We start from the raw sequence: 17,452 nt of genomic DNA, 5'->3' as shown, positions 1-17,452 counted from the left end.
ATCAGTACTTTGTAACTCTATAACAATTTTTTAAGGGGGGACATTTCTATGTCAGAACGTAAACTTTTCACGTCTGAGTCTGTATCGGAGGGGCATCCTGATAAGATTGCAGACCAAATTTCCGATGCTATTTTGGATGCTGTCTTGAGTCAGGATCCAGATGCCCATGTGGCTGCTGAAACAGCCGTTTATACGGGCTCGGTTCATGTTTTTGGTGAGATTTCGACCACAGCTTATGTGGATATCAATCGTGTGGTTCGTGATACCATTGCAGAAATTGGCTACACCAATACAGAGTATGGCTTTTCAGCAGAGACGGTCGGTGTTCATCCATCTTTGGTGGAGCAGTCGCCAGATATCGCTCAGGGTGTCAACGAAGCTCTGGAAGTTCGTGGGAATGCGGATCAAGATCCATTGGACTTGATTGGTGCTGGAGACCAGGGGCTTATGTTTGGCTTTGCGGTGGATGAAACGCCGGAGCTCATGCCGCTGCCTATCTCGCTCAGTCACAAGCTAGTCCGTCGATTGGCGGAATTGCGCAAATCAGGAGAGATTGCCTATCTGCGACCAGATGCTAAGTCTCAGGTGACCGTTGAGTACGATGAAAATGACCAGCCAGTGCGCGTGGATACGGTAGTTATTTCGACCCAGCATGACCCAGAAGCGACTAATGAAGAGATTCATCGTGATGTGATTGAAAAGGTAATTAAAGCAGTTATCCCAGCCCAATATTTGGATGATAAGACGAAATTCTTCATCAATCCAACCGGTCGCTTTGTAATTGGCGGTCCGCAAGGGGACTCTGGCTTGACAGGACGCAAGATTATTGTGGATACTTACGGCGGTTATGCTCGTCACGGTGGCGGTGCTTTCTCTGGTAAGGATGCAACCAAGGTCGACCGCTCAGCTTCATACGCAGCTCGCTACATCGCTAAAAACATCGTGGCGGCTGGACTGGCCAAGAAAGCAGAAGTACAGTTAGCCTATGCCATTGGTGTGGCTCAGCCGGTTTCTGTACGCATCGATACTTTTGGCACTGGTACTGTTGCAGAAAGCAAGTTGCAGGAAGCGGTTCGTCAGATTTTTGATCTGCGTCCGGCCGGTATCATTCAAATGTTGGATCTGAAACGCCCAATCTATCGTCAGACAGCAGCTTATGGCCACATGGGTAGGACAGACATTGACCTGCCTTGGGAAAAGTTGGATAAGGTAGAGGCATTGAAAGCATCAGTGCAGTAAGAAGACAGTTCTCAATCGTAATGGTTGAGAGCTTTTTTATATGGGTAATATTTGCAAGGCAAGCAGTCTAGCCTTGCGCTTCTCTCATTCCTGGTAATACTGTATTTTTGTGAAAATACTATTAAAAAAGCAATTTTCCCTGTTTCATTTTAATTTCAATTGTCTTATTTATCTAAAAGTATAGGAAATTTCTCGAATCTGTGGTATAATAAATGGCAATACCTTGAAAGAGCTTTATTTTAAACATGAAAAAAATTGTAATACATGGTGGTCGCCCCTTAAAAGGAGAGGTGACTATTAATGGTGCTAAAAACAGTGTCGTTGCCTTGATTCCGGCTGTGATTCTGGCAGATGATATTGTAACGTTGGATGGCGTTCCGGATATTTCGGATGTGGATAGCCTGATTGATATTATGATTGCCATGGGGGCTAGTGTTACTCGCTCTGAGGACAGTCTGACGATTGATCCGCGTGGTATCCAGAACGTCCCTATGCCTTATGGAAAGATCAACAGTCTAAGGGCTTCTTATTATTTCTATGGTAGCTTGCTTGGTCGCTATGGTGAAGCAACGGTAGGTCTGCCTGGTGGCTGTGACTTGGGGCCGCGTCCTATTGACTTGCATCTCAAGGCTTTTGAAGCTATGGGGGCTAAGATGACCATGGATGGCAACTACATGAACCTATCCACAGGAGGTCAGCAGCTGAAAGGCGCTAGCATTTATATGGATACGGTCAGTGTGGGTGCCACCATCAATACTATGTTGGCTGCTGTCAAGGCCAAAGGTCGGACTATTATTGAAAATGCAGCGCGGGAGCCAGAAATCATTGATGTGGCAACTCTCTTGAATAATATGGGAGCGCACATCCGTGGAGCAGGAACCGATATTATTACGATTGAGGGGGTTCCACACCTTCATGGAACGCGTCATCAAGTAATTCCAGACCGTATCGAGGCAGGGACTTATATCGCCCTTGCTGCAGCCATTGGTCAGGGAATTCAGATTAATAATGTCCTTTATGAGCATTTGGAAAGTTTTATTGCCAAGCTTGAGGAAATGGGTGTTCGGATGACGGTTTCTGAAGACAGCATTTTCGTCGAAGAACAGCAAAATCTACGAGCTATCAACATTAAGACTTCTCCTTATCCAGGCTTTGCAACTGACCTACAACAGCCCATCACTCCGCTCTTGCTGACGGCTAATGGCCATGGTAAGATTACGGACACCATCTATGAGAAGCGGGTTAATCATGTGGCGGAGCTGGCTAAGATGGCAGGTAAAATTTCAACTAGTAGCGACCAGATTGTCTATGAGGGGCCAAATCAATTGCAGGGAGCTCAGGTCAAGGCAACCGATTTACGAGCAGGAGCTGCTTTGGTTATTGCAGGTTTGATGGCTCAAGGAAAGACAGAGATCACTAATATCGAGTTTATCCTGCGCGGCTATTCTAATATTATTGAAAAATTAACAAGTCTGGGTGCAGATATCCAGTTGATAGAAGAATAAGCGTTTTTCGCTTATTTTTTGTAGAGGTAGCAGATGAATTTGTGGACACATTTGGCAGCCTGCTCATTTATTGAGACAGAGCATGCTTTTTTGCGGCCCATTGTCTTTGAAGATGCGGGGGCCCTATATAAGATTGCGTCCAATCCGGAAAATACTCAGTTCATATTTCCGACAGAAGCAAGCCTAGAGGAAAGTGAATACGTCATTGCTAATTTCTTTATGAAAAATCCTCTGGGGATTTGGGCCATTTGTCACAAGGAAACGCAGGAAATGATTGGCTCTGTCAAGTTTGAAAAGATGGACGAGATCAAGAAAGAAGCTGAGTTAGGCTATTTTCTGCGGCAAGACTACTGGGGACAAGGGCTGATGACAGAAATTGTCCGAGAGATTGCTTTTCTATCTTTTACCCGCTTTGACTTCAAGCGCCTCAGTATTATCACTCATGCAGAGAACCTAGCTAGTCAAAAGGTAGCTCAAAAATCTGGCTTCAGCCTCTATCGGCAGTTTAAAGGGAGCGATCGGTACACGAGGAAGATGAGAGATTATCTGGAGTACCGTTATGAGAGAGGAGATTTTAATGAGTAAGCATCAGGAAATTTTAACCTATCTTGAAAATCTTCCAATCGGCAAGAGGGTCAGTGTCCGCAGTATCTCAAACTATCTGGGAGTTAGTGATGGGACGGCCTATCGAGCGATCAAGGAAGCTGAGAACCGCGGTATTGTTGAGACTAGGCCTCGGAGCGGTACGGTTCGGGTTAAGTCCAAGAAAGTTGTCTTGGAGCATCTGACCTACAAGGAAATCGTTGATATTACTGGCTCAGAAGTATTGGCTGGAGAAGATGGTCTTGAAAAAGAATTTAATAAGTTTTCAATCGGAGCCATGACGGAGCAGAATATCCTGCACTATCTGACAGAGGGCGGCCTCCTGATTGTCGGAGACCGGACGAAAATTCAGCTCTTGGCTCTGGAAAATGAGAATGCGGTACTGGTGACCGGAGGATTTGAAGTCAGTTCGGAAGTTCTGAAGATGGCTAATCTGCTCAATATACCGGTTCTCAGGACCAAGCATGATACCTACACCGTCGCAACCATGATTAATCGCGCCTTGTCCAATATGCAGATCAAGACCGATATATTAACAGTGGAGCAGGTCTATCGCTCCAGCCACGAGTATGGCTTTTTGCATGATACAGATACTGTTCGTGACTATCTGGACTTGGTTCGTCGCAATCGTGCCAGCCGGTTTCCGGTTATCAACCAGCAGCAGATGCTGGTGGGAGTAGTAACCATGCGGGATGCTGGGGATAAGTCTCCTCTGACAACCTTGGACAAGGTCATGACGAAAAACGTCTTTATGACAGGCTTATCTGCTAATATTGCCAATATCAGCCAGCGCATGATTGCAGAAGATTTTGAAATGATACCAGTAGTGCGCAGCAACCAGACCTTACTAGGTGTAATCACGCGGCGGGACATTATGGAGAAAATGAGCCGTTCTCAGATTTCTAGCCTGCCGACTTTCAGTGAGCAAGTGGGACAGAAGATTAGCCGTCAGGATGATTTGTTTTCCTTTACTGTTGAGCCATTTATGCTGGAGCAAAATGGTGTGCTGGCCAACGGTGTGCTGACAGAAATTTTGACTCGGATTACCCAGCAGCTCATGGTCAACAGTGGCCGCAGCCTGATAATCGACCAGCTGATGATTTATTTCTTTCAGGCGGTCCAGATTGATGATCTGCTGCATATCCAGCCGCGTATTATCCGTCAGACTAGGCGGACAGCCATTATTGACTTTGAGATGTATTTGGAAGCGATGCTGGTTGCCAAAGCCACGATTACAGTGAAAATTAATTAAGAAGAGGAATTTAGAGAAAGAATGATTACTTTAAAATCACAGCGTGAAATTGACTTGATGGACAAGAGTGGAGATTTTCTGGCTTCTGTCCATATTGGTTTGAGAGACTTGATTAAGCCAGGCATTGACATGTGGGACATAGAAGAGTATGTCCGCAAGCGTTGTAAAGAAGACAATGCCTTGCCCCTACAGATTGGTGTTGAAGGCTCTGTCATGGACTATCCTTATGCGACTTGCTGCTCTCTTAATGACGAGGTAGCCCATGCCTTTCCTCGTCATCAGAAGCTGGTAGAAGGTGATGTCATCAGCGTTGATATGGTGGTTGGCTTGGTTGATAAGGCAGAGCTGGATGTGTCCAAGCTAGACTTTGACAATGTAGCACAGATGAAGCAGCACACAGAGAGCTTCCGGGGCGGTGTGGCAGATTCTTGCTGGACCTATGCAGTAGGGAAGGTTAGCCCAGAAGCTCAGCAGCTGATGGATGTGACCAAGGAATGTCTCTATCGTGGAATTGCGGCTGCTAAGGTTGGCAATCGTATCGGTGACATTGGCGCAGCTATTCAGGAATATGCTGAAAGTCATGGCTATGGTGTTGTGCGGGATCTGGTGGGTCACGGTGTTGGTCCAACCATGCATGAGGAGCCTATGGTGCCGCATTACGGTCGAGAAGGACGCGGCTTGCGCTTGCGTGAGGGAATGGTTCTGACTATCGAGCCCATGATCAATACAGGTACCTGGGAAATTGATACGGACTTTGAGACCGGCTGGGCACATAAAACGCTGGATGGCGGCCTGTCCTGTCAGTATGAGCATCAGTTTGTCATTACAAAAGATGGTCCTGTCATTCTGACCAGCCAGGGAGAAGAAGGAACTTATTAGAAATCAAAGGCTGGGCACTTGTCTCAGCTTTTTTTTGAAGGAGAAGAGAGTGAAGAAATTATTTAGTAAGGTTCGCAACAATCAGTTTTTAAGAGAATTTTTCCGTTTTTATAAAGAGGCAGATAGTGAGCTGAGCAGCGTTGCAGTTGCTTATTATTGGTTGATTTCTGTTTTTCCCTTGCTCTTGATTGTGGTGAATATTTTGCCCTATTTTCACATTCCGGTGGCGGATTTTCTGACAGCTATCAAGGACATGCTTCCAGAGACTTTATATGATGTTGTGGCAAAAGTCATGCGTGAAGTTCTGACCCAGCCTTCGACTAGTCTGCTGAGCTTCTCAGTCTTGTCGGCTCTTTGGACTTTTTCCAAGTCCATGAATTTCCTCCAGATTGCCTTTAACAAAGCCTATGGGGTGGCTAAGAGTCGGGGGCTGATTTCTCATCGCGTCATGAGTCTCTTTGTGAGTCTAGGTCTGCAGATTCTCTTTGCCTTGGCCCTCTTTCTGACCATGTTCGGCCATATGTCGCTGGATTTCCTCCGTACTTACTGGAAGCTAGATAACCAGCTTTATCAGCACTTGCAGAATTTTACCGAGCCCCTGATTTATGCCTTACTCTTTGCGGTTTTGGTTATGTTCTATTATTTCCTTCCTAATGTGAAAATCAGCAAGAAACGCTATGTTCTGCCCGGAAGCGCCTTCGTGCTCTTAACTATTCTGGCTTTGCTGAATATCTTTTCTGTCTACATGGATAATTATTTAAATCACCTGGTTGATGTTCGCTTTTTCAGCTCTATCATTATGGTTGTGATGATGTTTTGGTTTATCATAATTGCTAAAATTTTGATTGTTGGCGCAGTGCTTAATGCCAGTATCCAGAGCTGCTGTGAGTCAGGGTTTCAAATTGAGAGCACTGGACGCTTTACTTTCAAGAAGAAAGAGCAGGATGAAGAAGAGGACGGATGTTGTTTTAGAGTGGAAAAGGATAAATAGGTATGAAAAGTAAAAAACTAACTAAATGGAAGAGTATTGTGGTTGCTCTAGTCTTGATTCTAGGATTTGTAGGCTATTATATCTGGGATAATTGTCAAAAGGCAAAATTTCAAGAAAATTATGGTCAATATACCTACTATGTGCCTGAGTATAGACCGAATTATAAATTTTTTGAAGGAAAAAAAGCTTTGTTTTATAATTGGGAGCTCGTAGACTCGGAAGAAATGCAGAAAATGGCAACAGTTAAGTCAGAAACAAGTAAGTTTACTAGTTTAAGGGCATTTAATTATGGCTATTTTGTAAATAACTATATGAAGCTGAAGAACAATCCAGAGCAAGGCCTATATGATTTTAATCGGAATGTACCAGAAAAAGGAGAATATTGGAGGTTAGCTGTTTATAAACTAGTGGGAGAAAAACTAGAAAGAAAAGAATTTGATATTTTTAAGATGGTGCGTTCTTTTGATGATAATCTTGTTCCTTCTGAAATAGACTCAATAGGAATGGGGAGAGGTGCGACTAGTGAGAAGAAGTACGTTAGGATTATTCTTCATCCCAAACATTCTGAAAACGATGAGGATTATAAAGTTTACTTCATTGATTTGGATGAGGGAAAGATTCTTCCAGCTGATAAAGTGAAAACTGATAAGTTATCTACTAAAAATAATTTTGTTTCCAATACAAGCTTTTATGATAACCTCGCTAAGAAAGGAGTAAGCGTATCTATGACCAGTGTTGGTTTAAATGATACGTATCCTCGCAAAAATCTTAAAAAAACAGTCCTTGGTCAAGATTATCCCGAATTGCACAAGATTTTGCAAGGCTATGATTCTCGTGTAGCTTTCTTAAATGAAGAACCTGATATCAAGTTGGTTCAGAAGGTTGCTGAACTCTTCTTTCCGCCAGGAACGAATGTATTTGAGAATGTAACTATCCCAGCTGAATATTCAGTAGATGGGCAGGAACATGTCATTAATTCAGCGGAAGAATTACAAAAATACTATAAGGAAGATGAAAACTAGAAAAAGACATTTTTGCCAAATTTAAAGAGGATTTTCCTCTTTTTTCTTTTCAATTATTTTTATTGCATTTGCAATAAAATGTGTTATAATAGATTCAAATAAAAGTTTAAAGGAGGGGATATGTCGGTATTGCGGGAAATTGGGATTATAGCCCGAGCTTTGGATTCCATTGCTAATATTGAGTTCCGTGATATAGAGCTGGCACGGGGACAATATCTTTATCTGGTGCGAATCGCGGAAAATCCGGGGATTATCCAAGAGGAGCTGTCGGAGCTGCTCAAGGTGGATCGCTCAACGGTTGCCCGATCTGTTAAGAAGCTAGAGGCCAAGGGCTTGCTCCAGCAGAAGGCAGCCAAGGGCAACAAGAAGAACAAGGAATGGTTTGTGACAGAAAAAGGAGAAAAACTCTATCCTTTTATCCTAGCTGAGAATGACTATTCTGAAGAGACATCCCTGCAGGGCTTTTCTCAGGCGGAAGTTCAAGCCTTGGAGAAAATGCTGGTCCGATTGCGTGAAAACATCACAGGTGACTGGGAAGCAGTCAAAAAAGGACAAAAAAGAAACTATTAAGATTAAAGAGGTACATCATGAAAGTTACAGTTGAAAATGAATTTTGGCAAGTATTTCCGGAAGCTCAGATTAGTGTTTTAGTGGTCAAGGGACTGGATAATCGAGTGGATGAAAGTAAGGATCCTTATTTCAAATCCCTGCTGGATAAGGGAGCGAAGCGAGCTGAGGACTTTATCTCAGACGAGAACTTCACTCAAAATGAAGTCATTCAGGAGTGGCGGCAGGCCTTCAGTCAATTCAAGACTAAGAAAGGAGTACGTTCCTCTATCGAAGCTCTGCTCAAGCGGGTCAGTCAGGGACGTGAATTTCATCCAATCAATCCGTTGGTTGATATCTACAACAGTGTCTCGCTGTCTTATGCGGTTCCATGTGGCGGTGAGGATTTGGATAAGATTGTCGGAGGTCTTCATCTAGGAAAAGCCAAGGGTGGGGAAGCTTTTTTCCCGCTGGGTGCTGAGAGTGACGCACCGGCACTGCCAGAAGAAATCATCTACTATGATGAAGAAGGGGCTGTCTGCCGTTGCCTTAACTGGCGAGAAGCCCAGCGAACTATGCTGACCGAGGAGACCAAGAATGCCATCTTGGTTATCGAGGCCATCAACGAAGAGCAGGCCGTGCGTGCCCAAGCAGCTATGACAGAACTCCATACTCTGATTGAGGACTATTTTGGTGTTAAGGGTGAAATCACTCATCTGACGCTTGACAATCCAAGCTTGGAAATCTGAGACTAAAAAAATCTGGATCAGAATTATCTGGTCCAGATTTGCTTTTATAGGGTGAAATAGACTGATTTGTTGTTATTTTTTCTTGTTTTTAAAGACAAAAATCTTACTAAAGACATAGTTGAGGACGATAATAAGTACTTGAGAAAAAAGTGACTCGATAGAGTTGATAAGATTGCGGTTATTGTTGACAAATTGCCCGATAATATTAGGATAAGTATCCACTAATAATTTTGCAAGAACGATGTCTAGCAAAAGAGTGCCAGAACGCGCCAGAGCAAATTTAAGAAGTCGCTTTTGCCAACCTTTGCGTTGCTGCTTAAAGACAATGGTATCATTTGTGATAAAGGCAAAAAGAACTGCTGTGATATTAGCAGTAATGGTGGCAAATAATGTTTGTCCCGTAAGAGCGAAAATAAGGAGACGAGTAGTCATATAAACAAGTGTTGCTGCCACACCAAAGAAGAGATAGGACAGAACCTCATTGTCAAAGAATTTTTTGATTAAAGTTTTCATAAAGATAGTCTATCATATTTCTAGGATTTATGCTATACTAGTTGGGTTGCTAAATCTGTGGGAGGAATCAACGAATGATGCTCCTCTCATGTGATGCAACCCTTGGCGCTTAGCTTCTTTCGCCAAGCATATTACACGCGGTAAAGCCGCTAAAGGAGAAAACATGAAACAAGAAAAACTGACAGTTCGTGATTTGGCTCAGATTGCCATTGTTGCTGCCATTTATGTAGCCCTTACGATTACTCCCCCTTTAAATGCGATTAGCTATGGTGCTTACCAGTTCAGAATTTCTGAAATGATGAACTTTATGGCTTTTTATAATCAGAAGTATATCATGGGAGTGACCATTGGCTGTATGATTGCCAATCTCTATAGTTTTGGAATCGTTGATGTCTTTGTCGGTGGTGGGTCCACCTTGGTCTTCCTGTCACTAGGTGTCTACCTTTTCAGTCGTTATAAGAATCAATATCTGATTAAAGGCTTGATTCGTTTGGATCATTTCTATTTTGCAGTTTTATTCTCTATTTCGATGGTGACAATCGCTGCAGAATTACACTTCTTGCAAGGCCTGCCATTCTTCCTGACTTGGTTTACAACGGCCATTGGAGAATTTGCTTCCTTGATTGTTGGAGCTATCCTTATTAACCAGATTGCGAAAAGTATTGATTTGACAAAATAAGATAGCAGAGAGCGGAATTTCCGCTCTTTTTATGTCCTTTTCTTTTTTAGGAAGAATTCGGAACAAATAGAGGAAGATTTTGTGTATTTGTGATAAAATAGAAGTATGAAAGAAAGAATGTCAGAATTAGTAGAATTGCTCAACCGATATGCCCATGAGTATTATACGGCAGACAGGCCAAGTGTATCGGATAGCGAGTATGACAGACTCTATCGTGAGTTAGCGGAGTTAGAAGAAAAGTACCCAACCGATATCCTGCCTGACAGTCCGACGCATCGGGTGGGAGGGAAGATTTTAGAAGGATTTGAAAAATATCCACACCAGTATCCTCTCTTTAGTTTGCAGGATGCTTTTTCACGTGAAGAATTACTAGCCTTTGACCAGAGGATTCGCAAGGAATTTCCACAAGTTTCTTATCTTTGTGAGCTCAAGATTGACGGGCTCTCTATTTCCCTGACCTATGAAAAGGGAATCTTGGTAGCAGGAGCGACTCGGGGAGACGGCTCTGTTGGAGAAAACATCACTGAAAATCTCAAGCGGGTCAAGGATATTCCCCTGACATTGAAAGAACCGCTGGACATTACTGTTCGCGGAGAGTGTTACATGCCTAAGGCTTCCTTTGATGCTGTCAATCAGCTGCGGCAGGAGAATGGTGAGCCTGAGTTTGCCAATCCCCGCAATGCGGCAGCAGGAACCTTGCGCCAGCTGGATACAGCAGTTGTGGCCAAGCGTAATCTAGCAACCTTCCTCTACCAAGAAGCTAGTCCGACTCAGGCTGACAGCCAAGAAGCCGTCTTAAACAAGCTGGCAGATTTGGACTTCTCTGTCAATCCTACTCATATTCTGGCGGATTCTATCGAAGCAGTTTGGGAGTTTATCGAAAAGATTGCTCAGGAGCGGGACAGTCTGCCTTATGAGATTGACGGTATTGTCATCAAGGTCAATGACTTGGCGGTGCAAGAGGAGCTTGGCTATACTGTCAAGGCACCCAAGTGGGCCATCGCTTATAAGTTTCCGGCTGAGGAAAAGGAAGCCCAGCTTCTGTCTGTTGACTGGACAGTGGGGCGGACGGGAGTTGTGACTCCGACAGCCAATCTGACGCCAGTGCAGCTAGCGGGGACGACTGTCAGCCGAGCAACCTTGCACAATGTGGACTATATTGCAGAGAAGGATATTCGTCAGAAAGACACCGTTATCGTCTATAAGGCGGGGGATATTATTCCTGCTGTCTTGCGAGTGGTGGAGTCCAAACGAGTCTCAGAGGAGCCTCTGGAAATACCAAGTCACTGTCCGAGCTGTGAGAGTGAGCTGGTACACTTTGAAGACGAAGTCGCTCTGCGCTGCATTAACCCGCTCTGTCCAGCCCAGATCAAGGAAGGGCTGATTCATTTTGCCAGCCGGGATGCCATGAACATTACTGGCCTGGGTCCAGCAGTGGTAGAGAAGCTCTTTGCTCAAAACCTAGTCAAGGATGTAGCTGGAATCTATCGGCTGACGGTAGAAAATTTACTAGAACTAGAGAACTTTAAGGAAAAATCAGCAAATAAATTGTATACTGCTATTCAAGCTTCCAAGGAGAACTCGGCTGAACGCCTCTTGTTTGGCTTGGGGATTCGTCATGTGGGAAGTAAGGCCAGTCGGATTTTGCTGGAGAAATTCCATGATATTCCTAAGCTGTCTCAGGCCAGCCAAGAAGAGATTGCGGCTATTGACAGCCTTGGAACTGTGATTGCCCAAAGCCTGCATACCTATTTTGAGCAGGAAGGCTCTCAGTTTCTTTTGGCTGAGCTGCAAGAAGCAGGTGTAAATCTGGACTATCTGGGGCAAAAGGCAGCGGCAGATGCAGCCCTATCAGGTATGACGGTTGTCTTGACTGGTAAATTACAAAAATTGACCCGCAATCAAGCCAAAGAAAAATTGCAGAGTCTAGGTGCTAATGTTTCTGGATCTGTTTCTAAAAAAACGGATCTGGTAGTAGCTGGCGCAGATGCCGGCAGCAAGCTGGCCAAGGCTCAGGAGTTAGGAATTGAAATTCGGGATGAAGATTGGCTTGATAGCTTATGAGGCTGAAGTATGAAGGATAAGATTAAACGAGCACGATTGATTTATAACCCGACTTCGGGACAGGAAATTATTAAGAAAAATATAGCGGAAGTTCTGGATGTTTTGGAGGATGTGGGCTATGAAACCAGCGCCTACCAAACCACTCCAGCGCCTCTTTCTGCTCAAAAAGAAGCTGAAAGAGCAGCAAAAGCAGGATTTGATTTGATTATTGCGGCAGGTGGCGACGGGACCATCAATGAGGTAGTTAATGGTGTGGCGAATCTGGATGAACGGCCTAAATTGGCCTTTATCCCAACTGGAACAACCAACGATTATGCGCGTGCTCTCAAGATTCCCATGGGAGACCCAGTAGCGGCGGCTCGCATTATCGAAAAGAATCAGACCATTAAGATGGATATTGGCCGGGCCTATGGTAACAAGTATTTTATCAATATTGCAGCGGCTGGAACCTTGACAGAGCTGACTTATAGCGTACCTAGCGAGGTCAAATCTCGCCTAGGCTACTTTGCTTATGTCGCAGAAGGAGCCAAAAAACTCCCTCGCTCTAAGTTCCGCAAGGTCCGTATCAAGCATGACCACGGTGTCTTTGAAGGGAAGATTTCGCTCATGTTTGCGGCTCTGACCAACTCTATCGGTGGTTTTGAAAAGCTAGCGCCAGATACTAAATTAGACGATGGGAATTTTACCTTGATTTTGGTCAAGACAGCCAATCTCTTTGATATGCTGAGTCTGATGATGCAGGCTATCAATGGCGGTCAGCACGTTGGCGATATCAATGTAGAATACCTCAAAACAAGCAAGCTGCAGCTGGAAGTTTTAGATAAAAAAGGTCCATTTATGCTGAATTTGGATGGAGAATACGGCGGCGATACGCCTGTGGAACTGGAAGTGCTGCACGGACATTTGGAATTTTTTGCCAATATTGATGAAATCAGTCAGACAGCCCTTTCAATAGAATAATTTTAGATAAGAGATGAAAGAACATGCTAGACTATAAAGTCTTAGTCCATTACCATAATCCTACTGGAGATTATTTCTCCTATGATATGTGGCAGTGGCAAATAAACCAATGGGGACAGGAAGTAGCCTTTTCCAAACTTGATTATTTTGGTATTCAGGGGGAATTATCATTTCAAACCTGGGAGCCCTTAGATCATGCTCATGTGATTATCAAACGTTCAGACTGGTCTAGCCAGTCATGTGACTATCATATTGATCTGTTGCCTCCTCATCTGGTAACGGAAATTTGGCTGATTGAGGGAGATGCTCAGGTGTATTATTCCCTGCAGGCTGCAACGACAAGTCACCAGTATTCACGCCGGCGTCCGCATAACTTTGATATGGCCCTGAGAACAGACTACTTTGATGAATGCTGGGGCTATCAAGGCTGGTTGGGACACCGTCAGACGGACGGCGCACATACTTTCAAAGTTTGGGCACCGACAGCTAGGAAGGTAGAGTTGGTAGTCTATGAATCGGCTGACAATCAAGCTCCTGTTTATAAAAGCTTCCCAATGCAAAAAGGAGACCGATATTCTCACGAACATAAAGAAAACACCATCGGTGTCTGGTCAGCTGAAATAGCAGAAGACTTGACAGGCAAGACCTATCACTATCATGTTAGCTTTGAATACCGCAATTTCTATACTCGAGATCCCTATACCACTGCAACCAGTCCAGATGGCAAGCGCTCAGCGATTCTTGGAGCGGATGAGACAGAAGTAGCTGGTTTTCAAGTTCTGCAAGGCAAAGAAGCTTTCTGGCGCTTGGATAATCCAAATCAAGCAGTGATTTATGAGATGCATATTCGTGATTTGACCAAGTCGGAGACTTCAGGCGTGGATAGTCAGCTGCGTGGAACCTTTCTTGGAGCCTGTCAAAAAGGAACTACCAATCATCTAGGACAAAAGACTGGCTTTGACTATATCAGTGATTTAGGCATTAATGTTATCCAGCTTCAGCCTGTCTCTGATCGTCACAAGGACTATGATGAAAATGGAGAGCTAATCTACAACTGGGGCTATGACCCGCAGAATTATCATGCTCCGGAGACGAGCTTTTCCAGCAATCCTGCTGACCCAGCGCAGGCTATTCGCGATTTGAAAACGATGATTCAGGCCTACCATGATGCGGGGATTTCTGTGACACTGGATGTTGTTTACAATCACATCTACTCGACCTATGATTCTGCTTTTCAGGCTACAGTACCGGATTATTACTATCGGATGAATCCTAATGGCTCTTTCCAAAACGGAACTGGAGTGGGGAGCGAGACAGCCAGTGAGCATGAGATGTTCCGCAAGTTTATGATTGACTCTCTGCTGTACTGGGTAGAGGAGTTCAATGTAGATGGCTTTCGCTTCGACCTAATGGGAATTCATGATGTGGAAACGATGAATGCCATCCGTCAAGCTATGGATGAGGTGGATCCGAGAATTCTGCTCTATGGAGAAGGCTGGGATATGGGAACGGGCCTGAGACCAGAAGACAAGGCTAAGAAGGACAATGCTTATCAGTTGCCGCGGATTGGATTTTTCAATGATACAGAGCGGGATGCGGTCAAGGGAGCCGAGGTTTACGGCGGCATCAAGGCTGGCTTTGTCAGTGGTCAGGCGACGGAGGATATTGTCGCTAAGTCTATCCTTGGCAGCAGTGAGCTAGGCAGCTATCTCAGTCCTGATCAAGTTCTTAACTACGTGGAGGCTCACGACAATTTCAATTTACATGATTTGCTTGCGGAGCTGCATCCAGACGATGATGTTCTGACTCGCACCAAGCGGATTGAGCTGGCAACTGCCATGAACCTGCTCATGCAGGGTATGGCTTTCATGGAGGTCGGACAGGAATTTTCTCGTACTAAGCTTGTAGCTACGGGGGAAGACGGCCAAGTTCTGCATAGCGATCGCGAAAGGGCTATGAACAGCTACAATGCGCCAGATGCAGTCAATCAGGTGAATTGGGATATTTTGCAGGACCATCAAGAGAGTATTGATTTTATCAAGGACATCATTCGCCTCAAGACAAGCTGCAAGGCCTTTTCTTATCAGACCTATGAAGACATTTATAAGCATGTCTTTGTCCAATCAGCAGAGCAGGGCAGTGGCTTGATTATCTTTGAAATCAAGGATGACAAGCACTATCAAGTCATATTTAATGCCAGCGGCCTGCCCTATTATCTGCCTAATGCAGATAAGCTGCGTCTCATAGTGGGCAATAGCCGTCATAAGAAGCCTTTCTATGTTGAAAATCTGACGGTTTCTGTTTTTGAAGTTATCCAATAAGTTATTAGCTACATGAAAAGTGGCTCTTTGTCAACTGTAGTGGGTTGGTGAAAAGTTATAATCTGGAGAGGACTAAATCAGTCCTCTCCTTTTTGATATTCAAAGCGATGAGGATTCTAGTTTTAAAATTGTCAAAGTTCCGAAATCCAAAAGCATTTCGCTCATTCCTACAGCGGTTTTACCCACTACAGAAATTATAGAGCTACTTTTTCTACCACTTACTTAGGAAATCTTACCACTTACCGAAAAGGGGTAGATTTGCTATTGTCCATTTGTTAGGATAAGGGTGCAAAGGGGAAAATACATCTTAAGGAGGATATCATGAAACCATCATTTTTGAAAAACGCTGTGGCGTTAGTAAGCTGTGGCTTGCTCGCTTTTGGAGCAGCGCAAGTTCGAGCTGACCAGCAAAAATTGCCGTCGGGCACGCCTTATGACCAAATCGGTCAGAAAATTGAAAATTTCCACAAGGAACACGAAAAAACCAGCGCGGGACTGGCGGCAGCAGTCTTTGATAAGGACGGCCAAACCATTTACCAAAAGAACTTTGGCTATATGGACAAGGAAAAGAAGCTGGCTGTGGACGACAACTCGGTTTTTGAGTGGGGCTCTGCCACCAAATTGACCGTCTGGCTCAGCGTCATGCAGCTCTGGGAAGAAGGAAAAATTGACCTAAAAACAGATATAAAAGAGTATTTGCCCAAGGATTTCCTGAAACACCTCAAATACGACAAGCCCATTACCATGCTGGATCTGATGAACCACCAAGCGGGTTTTGATGAAACGCCGCTGAACACAGGAACAGGCAAGAGCTTGGAAGAATTACTAAAAAGCCAGCCCGCTCAAACTTATGAGCCAGGGACGGTGACTTCCTATTCCAATTACAGTACAGCTCTAGCAGGCTATATCGTGGAGCGCATCAGCGGACAGGACTTTGCGGATTATGTCCACGAGCATATTTTCCAGCCTTTGGGCATGAACCATACCGCTCTCTTACCTGATTTGTCGGACAATACCTATGTCCGAGACAAGCGGCAGGGTGAGAAAACCTATGATACAAATGGAAACTTATATCTAGATAAATTGCTTCCCGCAGATATTTATCCAGCGGGACAGGCGACAGGGACTTTTGCCGATTTCAAACGGTTCGCGCAAGCTCTTTTGAGAAAGGAAAAGCTCTTTAAGCGCCCAGAAACCTGGAATGAACTGTATCAGACAACTTCTACATTCTCAGATAAAGCAGTCGCTAAGAACGCTCACGGCTTTTGGGTGACAGAGTATGAGACAGGGGCGATTTTAGGACACGGCGGCTATTCTTTTGCCGGTTTTTCCACCCTGATTTCGCTAGATTTCAAATCGGGTATTGGCATGGTTACTATGGTAAATCAGAGAGAAGAAGCCACCTATTCTTTTGGTCTACCCGATTTGGTCTTTGGTAAGAAAAAGCAAGCCCCTAGCCAGTCTCAAAAAGACTTTCAAGAGGGCATGTATCGAACTTCTCGCTCCATTCAGCAAGGCCCGACCTCTATTTCGCGCCTTGCCCCCGCTTATACCTTTTATGTGAAAGATGTGATAAAAGACGGTCATTTATTAGTCAGCAACTATTGGCTTTTGCAACAGCGCCAAGGCCGAACAGAAGTTGAAACAACCTATAATAATTTAGAAAAGCTCTCGCTTTGGGAGGTGATAAAGGATTATGGCTCTGTCGCTCTGCTGGGACTGGCATCGGTTTATGCCGTACTTGTTCTTCTGTTAGCTGCTTTGAGCAAGATATATCGCTCACTTTTTGGAAAAGAAAGCAAAAGACCGACTCCAAGAAGTTGGAAAATTTGGCATTATGGCACTTGCGGACTGATTTTGGTTAGCCTAGTCAATCTAGCAGGTCTCGTCATAGTTGCCGTTTCGGGGAAGTACATGCCCGATTATCGCTGGCAAGCCATTCTCTTTGCCCTGCTTGCACTGATTTTCTTAGTCAATGCTGGGTTGCCAATCTTTCTGCGTTCAAAATTCCAAGTGAGCAAGGGTCGAAAAATCTTGACCTACTTGACCAGCAGCGCTTCACTTATCGTCGTTCTCAATATCCTTTATTGGAGCCTTTACCAGTGGTGGGCACTTTAATAGAAAGGTAA

15 protein-coding genes and 1 riboswitch are annotated in these 17,452 nt (G+C 44.4%); of the genes, 14 read left to right on the top strand and 1 reads right to left on the bottom strand.

The window, feature by feature from the left end; genetic code table 11:
• The first annotated feature begins 48 nt into the window (after positions 1–48).
• From metK to K4I03_RS03150, 9 genes are all read left to right on the top strand, one after another.
• Entirely contained in the window at positions 49–1,239 is a 1,191-nt protein-coding gene (gene metK, locus K4I03_RS03190; protein ID WP_002909358.1) for a methionine adenosyltransferase, read from the top strand.
• 245 nt (positions 1,240–1,484) lie between these two features.
• A complete protein-coding gene (locus K4I03_RS03185; RefSeq protein WP_002895048.1) occupies positions 1,485–2,744 on the top strand; it encodes a UDP-N-acetylglucosamine 1-carboxyvinyltransferase in 1,260 nt (419 codons plus the stop codon).
• 33 nt (positions 2,745–2,777) lie between these two features.
• The gene (locus K4I03_RS03180; protein WP_002897261.1) at positions 2,778–3,329 is read left to right on the top strand and encodes a GNAT family N-acetyltransferase; all 552 of its coding nucleotides are present in this window, start codon (positions 2,778–2,780) and stop codon (positions 3,327–3,329) included.
• Positions 3,322–4,599: a CBS-HotDog domain-containing transcription factor SpxR gene (gene spxR, locus K4I03_RS03175; protein ID WP_032912421.1), complete on the top strand. Its 1,278-nt coding sequence runs from the start codon at positions 3,322–3,324 to the stop codon at positions 4,597–4,599. The genes K4I03_RS03180 and spxR overlap by 8 nt, the downstream gene beginning before the upstream one ends.
• A gap of 21 nt (positions 4,600–4,620) precedes the next feature.
• Positions 4,621–5,478, top strand: a complete 858-nt coding sequence (locus K4I03_RS03170; protein ID WP_227963713.1) for a methionyl aminopeptidase — start codon at positions 4,621–4,623, stop codon at positions 5,476–5,478.
• Between the two features lie 34 nt (positions 5,479–5,512).
• Positions 5,513–6,469, top strand: coding sequence for a YihY/virulence factor BrkB family protein (locus tag K4I03_RS03165; RefSeq protein ID WP_227963712.1), 957 nt, complete (start codon positions 5,513–5,515; stop codon positions 6,467–6,469).
• A gap of 2 nt (positions 6,470–6,471) precedes the next feature.
• Positions 6,472–7,491 (top strand): hypothetical protein, encoded by a 1,020-nt coding sequence (locus tag K4I03_RS03160; RefSeq protein ID WP_002900017.1) that lies wholly within the window; start codon positions 6,472–6,474, stop codon positions 7,489–7,491.
• Between the two features lie 120 nt (positions 7,492–7,611).
• Positions 7,612–8,061 (top strand): MarR family winged helix-turn-helix transcriptional regulator, encoded by a 450-nt coding sequence (locus tag K4I03_RS03155; protein ID WP_002909364.1) that lies wholly within the window; start codon positions 7,612–7,614, stop codon positions 8,059–8,061.
• 17 nt (positions 8,062–8,078) lie between these two features.
• Positions 8,079–8,786: a B3/B4 domain-containing protein gene (locus tag K4I03_RS03150; protein WP_227963711.1), complete on the top strand. Its 708-nt coding sequence runs from the start codon at positions 8,079–8,081 to the stop codon at positions 8,784–8,786.
• Positions 8,787–8,858: 72 nt separating this feature from the next.
• Here K4I03_RS03150 and K4I03_RS03145 read toward each other — a convergent pair whose 3' ends face one another.
• The gene (locus tag K4I03_RS03145) at positions 8,859–9,299 is read right to left on the bottom strand and encodes a GtrA family protein (RefSeq protein WP_227963710.1); all 441 of its coding nucleotides are present in this window, start codon (positions 9,297–9,299) and stop codon (positions 8,859–8,861) included.
• Positions 9,300–9,327: 28 nt separating this feature from the next.
• Positions 9,328–9,465: riboswitch (PreQ1 riboswitch) on the top strand.
• On the opposite strand from K4I03_RS03145, the gene K4I03_RS03140 reads away from it, so the two are divergent.
• The 5 genes from K4I03_RS03140 to K4I03_RS03120 all read left to right on the top strand — a co-directional run bounded on the left by K4I03_RS03140 (position 9,463) and on the right by K4I03_RS03120 (position 17,441).
• Complete coding sequence (locus tag K4I03_RS03140; protein ID WP_227963709.1) at positions 9,463–9,978, top strand: QueT transporter family protein; 516 nt, start codon at positions 9,463–9,465, stop codon at positions 9,976–9,978. (Overlaps the previous riboswitch by 3 nt.)
• 105 nt (positions 9,979–10,083) lie before the next feature.
• Positions 10,084–12,042, top strand: coding sequence for an NAD-dependent DNA ligase LigA (ligA, locus tag K4I03_RS03135; RefSeq protein ID WP_227963708.1), 1,959 nt, complete (start codon positions 10,084–10,086; stop codon positions 12,040–12,042).
• Positions 12,043–12,051: 9 nt separating this feature from the next.
• Complete coding sequence (locus K4I03_RS03130) at positions 12,052–13,002, top strand: diacylglycerol kinase family lipid kinase (protein WP_002914839.1); 951 nt, start codon at positions 12,052–12,054, stop codon at positions 13,000–13,002.
• 23 nt (positions 13,003–13,025) lie between these two features.
• Positions 13,026–15,323 (top strand): type I pullulanase, encoded by a 2,298-nt coding sequence (pulA, locus tag K4I03_RS03125; RefSeq protein ID WP_227963707.1) that lies wholly within the window; start codon positions 13,026–13,028, stop codon positions 15,321–15,323.
• A gap of 321 nt (positions 15,324–15,644) precedes the next feature.
• Positions 15,645–17,441, top strand: coding sequence for a serine hydrolase domain-containing protein (locus tag K4I03_RS03120; protein WP_227963706.1), 1,797 nt, complete (start codon positions 15,645–15,647; stop codon positions 17,439–17,441).
• The last annotated feature ends 11 nt before the right edge of the window (positions 17,442–17,452 follow it).

Origin of the sequence: Streptococcus sanguinis (assembly GCF_020729725.1) — a bacterium.
Lineage (GTDB): Bacteria > Bacillota > Bacilli > Lactobacillales > Streptococcaceae > Streptococcus > Streptococcus sanguinis_V.
Note: the sequence above shows the minus strand (reverse complement) of the source record. Positions and strands in the feature narration are given on the sequence as shown.

Excerpts from the sequence above, each read along its gene's own strand:
- metK (WP_002909358.1), top strand. The coding sequence starts at position 49 with ATGTCAGAACGTAAACTTTTCACGTCTGAGTCTGTATCGGAGGGGCAT.
- K4I03_RS03185 (WP_002895048.1), top strand. The coding sequence starts at position 1,485 with ATGAAAAAAATTGTAATACATGGTGGTCGCCCCTTAAAAGGAGAGGTG.
- K4I03_RS03180 (WP_002897261.1), top strand. The coding sequence starts at position 2,778 with ATGAATTTGTGGACACATTTGGCAGCCTGCTCATTTATTGAGACAGAG.
- spxR (WP_032912421.1), top strand. The coding sequence starts at position 3,322 with ATGAGTAAGCATCAGGAAATTTTAACCTATCTTGAAAATCTTCCAATC.
- K4I03_RS03170 (WP_227963713.1), top strand. The coding sequence starts at position 4,621 with ATGATTACTTTAAAATCACAGCGTGAAATTGACTTGATGGACAAGAGT.
- K4I03_RS03160 (WP_002900017.1), top strand. The coding sequence starts at position 6,472 with ATGAAAAGTAAAAAACTAACTAAATGGAAGAGTATTGTGGTTGCTCTA.
- K4I03_RS03155 (WP_002909364.1), top strand. The coding sequence starts at position 7,612 with ATGTCGGTATTGCGGGAAATTGGGATTATAGCCCGAGCTTTGGATTCC.
- K4I03_RS03150 (WP_227963711.1), top strand. The coding sequence starts at position 8,079 with ATGAAAGTTACAGTTGAAAATGAATTTTGGCAAGTATTTCCGGAAGCT.
- K4I03_RS03145 (WP_227963710.1), bottom strand. The coding sequence starts at position 9,299 with ATGAAAACTTTAATCAAAAAATTCTTTGACAATGAGGTTCTGTCCTAT.
- K4I03_RS03140 (WP_227963709.1), top strand. The coding sequence starts at position 9,463 with ATGAAACAAGAAAAACTGACAGTTCGTGATTTGGCTCAGATTGCCATT.
- ligA (WP_227963708.1), top strand. The coding sequence starts at position 10,084 with ATGAAAGAAAGAATGTCAGAATTAGTAGAATTGCTCAACCGATATGCC.
- K4I03_RS03130 (WP_002914839.1), top strand. The coding sequence starts at position 12,052 with ATGAAGGATAAGATTAAACGAGCACGATTGATTTATAACCCGACTTCG.
- pulA (WP_227963707.1), top strand. The coding sequence starts at position 13,026 with ATGCTAGACTATAAAGTCTTAGTCCATTACCATAATCCTACTGGAGAT.
- K4I03_RS03120 (WP_227963706.1), top strand. The coding sequence starts at position 15,645 with ATGAAACCATCATTTTTGAAAAACGCTGTGGCGTTAGTAAGCTGTGGC.